This is a genomic window from Cyclobacterium sp. (genome assembly GCF_014762705.1).
In the GTDB taxonomy this organism is placed as follows: domain Bacteria; phylum Bacteroidota; class Bacteroidia; order Cytophagales; family Cyclobacteriaceae; genus Cyclobacterium.
Map to the genome: position 1 here is coordinate 1 of NZ_JABURL010000006.1, position 3,789 is coordinate 3,789.

Annotated in this window: 3 protein-coding genes; all 3 read left to right on the plus strand. The window is 38.7% G+C overall.

Annotated features, from left to right (window positions below; translation table 11 throughout):
* Positions 1–456: 456 nt before the first annotated feature.
* Complete coding sequence (gene amt / locus HUJ21_RS00040) at positions 457–1,755, plus strand: ammonium transporter (protein ID WP_291366229.1); 1,299 nt, start codon at positions 457–459, stop codon at positions 1,753–1,755.
* A gap of 126 nt (positions 1,756–1,881) precedes the next feature.
* On the plus strand, positions 1,882–3,045 hold the full coding sequence (locus HUJ21_RS00045) for a porin (RefSeq protein WP_291366230.1): 1,164 nt from the start codon (positions 1,882–1,884) through the stop codon (positions 3,043–3,045).
* A gap of 316 nt (positions 3,046–3,361) precedes the next feature.
* Positions 3,362–3,661: a hypothetical protein gene (locus HUJ21_RS00050; protein ID WP_291366231.1), complete on the plus strand. Its 300-nt coding sequence runs from the start codon at positions 3,362–3,364 to the stop codon at positions 3,659–3,661.
* Positions 3,662–3,789 lie beyond the last annotated feature (128 nt).

Consider the following 3,789-nt stretch of genomic DNA (forward strand, 5'->3'; position numbering starts at 1 on the left):
TGTATAATAGACTGTATACATACATATATTAAAGAAAGTAAAATTTTTATTAGTTTTTTTTGCCTTATTCATAAAATATATTTTTTGTTAAAAAAATCCTACTTTAACATTTTGGCAGGTATAATACTTAACCTACACGAAAAAATTTATTAATCTACTTAATAGTCTATTTAAGGTTTAATGATTTATATTAAACCTTAAAACATATTTTTTATTTTATAATTTTAATTATATTCCATAATACATATTGATTTTACTTGTAGTCATTTTTTATTTTAAAATACCATATTTTTCATTTTTTATCTAAAATAAAGCTATTATAAAACCCAATATTAGATTTCAAACCACTGTATTTTTTATTGTCGGTTGTTTTTTTAACCAATAATTGTTTAGATTTGATTTTGATTCGTAATTAAAGTGAAAATTCTAACTGTAACCCTTAAAGAATATGTTTCTATGAAAAACATTGTCTCACCATTAGCTCAGGTAAGCACAGAAGGAGTGGATTTAGCCGAAGCAATAGCACAAAATCTGCTTACAACAAACAACGTTTGGATGATGCTGGCAACAGCATTGGTATTTATCATGCACCTTGGCTTTGCCGGGGTAGAAGCCGGATTTGGACAAGCCAAAAACACGGTTAACATACTTTTCAAAAATACAGTCACACCTATAATAGGTATTGTGACTTATGGATTGATGGGTTTCTTTTTGATGTATCCGGGATTTGATGTACCAGGTTGGTTTGGCTTTGACGGTTCCGGATGGAGCATGTTCTGGTTCAGCCCTGCTGATGCCGATGTCACCACAGCCTATGCGGATGGTGGTTATACTTACTGGACCGACTTTCTATTTCAGGCCATGTTTGCTGCCACAGCAGCCACTATTGTATCAGGAGCCATCGCAGAAAGGGTCAAATTATGGGCCTACCTGATGTTTACTGTTGTATTTGTAGGATTGGTTTATCCGATTATCGGTAGCTGGAAATGGGGTGGAGGTGCCCTGGATGCCATGGGCTTTTATGATTTCGCAGGTTCCACACTTGTACATTCTGTCGGCGGATGGGGTGCATTGGCAGGCGTTATCATGGTTGGCCCCAGGATTGGTAAGTATGTAAATGGAAAAACAATCGAAAAACCAGGCGCCAGTGTTCCTTTGGCCGTTATTGGCGTATTTCTTTTATGGTTGGGCTGGTTTGGTTTTAACGGAGGATCTGTGCTTTCTGCCGATCCAGGCTTGGTATCCTTTGTTTTGGTAACTACCTCTCTGGGAGCTTGCGCTGGTGGTTTGGGAGGTTTTTTCGCTGCCTATTTTGCTTTTAACAGACTTGACCTGGGTATGGTTTTAAACGGTATCCTGGCAGGCTTGGTAGGCATTACAGCCGGAGCTGATGTCATAAACCCCATCTTTGCGCTATTGGTTGGTTTCGTCGCAGGTATACTGGTTGTTTTATCAGCCATATTTTTAGACAAAATGAAATTGGACGATGTAGTAGGCGCAGTATCTGTTCACTTGACCTGTGGAGTATGGGGCACCCTTGCCGTAGGCATCTTCTCCACCAATCCGGAGCATTCCTTTTTCACTCAATTAATTGGTGTCCTGATTTGCGGTGGGGTTGCCTTCTTTTCTGCCCTACTCATATTTTTTGTATTGAAGAAAACGGTAGGCATAAGAGTGTCCGAGGAACATGAAAAATCAGGTTTGGACAGCCATGAACATGGTATAAGAGGCTATACCATCGTCTATGACGAATAACAAAAATTAAATTCTTTGAATCAATAAAAATGGAACCCTGCCCACAAAAAAAAACATCCACGAACTCTTTAATGGGCAGGAGTTCCCCTTAGTTAACCTAGTTATTAACCAATAATCAAAAGTAAAATGAAAAAATTCCAACTGCTAATTGCTTTACTACTTTTATCAACTTGCACTGTAGTATTGGCTCAAGAAGAAGAAACCTCCAATGTTACCATTTCAGGTTCCGTCGATGCCTACTTTAGAACAAATTTAAATGCGCCAAACAAAGGGGATGCCTTTCAGGCTCCGGCAACTTCATTTGGCAACCTTCCCGGATTTTCTCTGGGCATGGCCAACATTATCGCTGCCTACGAAGGAGAAAAGGTGGGGTTTGTCGCTGATTTGGTTTTCGGCCCCAGAGGAGAGGATGCAGTATTTGGCTCCCCCATGTATGCTGGCGGCGAGGCAGGAAGTTCACAGATTGTCAACCAATTGTACATGTACTGGAATGTCAATGAAGTTGTCACCTTCACCATAGGGAATTTCAACACCTATTTGGGATATGAAGTAATTTCCCCTACCGGAAATTTCAATTATTCCACCTCTTACATGTTTTCTTATGGTCCTTTTTCCCATACAGGAGTAAAAGCTGACTTCCAGCTTTCCGAAAATTGGGCTTTTATGGCATCGGTCATGAACCCAACAGACATGACAGAGTTCAATTTCAACGGTTCATATACCCTGGGCGGTCAGTTGGCATATACCACTGACGGAGGAGGCACCTATTTGAATTTATTGTACGGTGATCAGGATGGAAAGCTTGACATGAACACGCTCTCCTCATTCGGTAACTCATCCATGGGAAATACCTTCCAAATTGATCTGACTACCGGTTATGATGTAACCGAAAGCCTGTACCTTGGACTTAATACGACCTACAACACCACATCTGCCGGTCAGGTTGCAAATGGCAACTCGATTCAGGATGCGACAGGTGACGGGTATGGCTTTTATGGCATAGCCGGATACGTTCAGGCTGCAGCCTCAGAAAAATTCTCCCTTGGCCTGAGAGGTGAATACTTCAGCGTATTTAATGGAGGACTCGATGGTGTAGTTGGATTGAACAATATGGGTGATGGAAATGTCTTTGCAGCAACTTTATCCGGAAATGCCAAAATCACGGATAATTTCACCCTGATTCCGGAAGTAAGGCTAGACGCTATGACTAATGACTTCTTTATAGACAATGACTACCAAAATTCAAAAAATCTGACCTCTTTCTTGATTGCTGGAGTCTTTTCTTTCTAAAAAAACAAAAAAAATCAATTTTTTAGCGAAAAACCACGGTGTTCCCAAAAAACCGTGGTTTTTTGTTTTTTGATCAATTTCTGAAATATCAGGATTAAAAAAGGCCCTTTCAGGGTCTTTTTTTTGCAAAAACAATTCCAAGTGGTTATAAAATATACTTATTATTTTTTGTTTTTGAGTATAAATCAAGATATAATTTTATAAAAATTAGAAAAACAGCAATTTTTATCTGTTTTACTGTAACTTTTTTTCTCCTAATCGTATATATTAGCGTAAGGAAATTATTAATTAACGTTTTATACAAAATCACAAAACAATGATCAGGTTCACATTTATATTAGTAGCAGGCTTTCTTGCCTTTAATATATCAAATGCGCAATCTCTTCAAGATCTAAAAGGTCCTGCAGCCAAGAATTATAAACCTTGGAAAGAGCAGGCCAGAAAAGGCACCTTGATGGTAAAAGTAGATGATAAAAAGGTGAAAGGACCCGCATTCAAAAACAAGAAGCGGTTTAAAGGTGATTTCGAAGTCGTCAAGGTAGATGCCCAACTCGCAAAAAGAGAGCGCGTAACCGGACCGAAAGCTAAAAACAGAAAACCCTGGAAAAAAGATTAAAATATTATCATCAAAAGGAAAATAAAAAGAGGCTGTCCGAAAAGGGCAGCCTTTTTTATGCGGCTATTTTTCCGGAATATTCGGAAAAGTTTGAATCTCCAATATTTCGTAGCACTGATAAACAATAA

Excerpts from the sequence above, each read along its gene's own strand:
- HUJ21_RS00045 (WP_291366230.1), top strand. The coding sequence starts at position 1,882 with ATGAAAAAATTCCAACTGCTAATTGCTTTACTACTTTTATCAACTTGC.
- HUJ21_RS00050 (WP_291366231.1), top strand. The coding sequence starts at position 3,362 with ATGATCAGGTTCACATTTATATTAGTAGCAGGCTTTCTTGCCTTTAAT.
- amt (WP_291366229.1), top strand. The coding sequence starts at position 457 with ATGAAAAACATTGTCTCACCATTAGCTCAGGTAAGCACAGAAGGAGTG.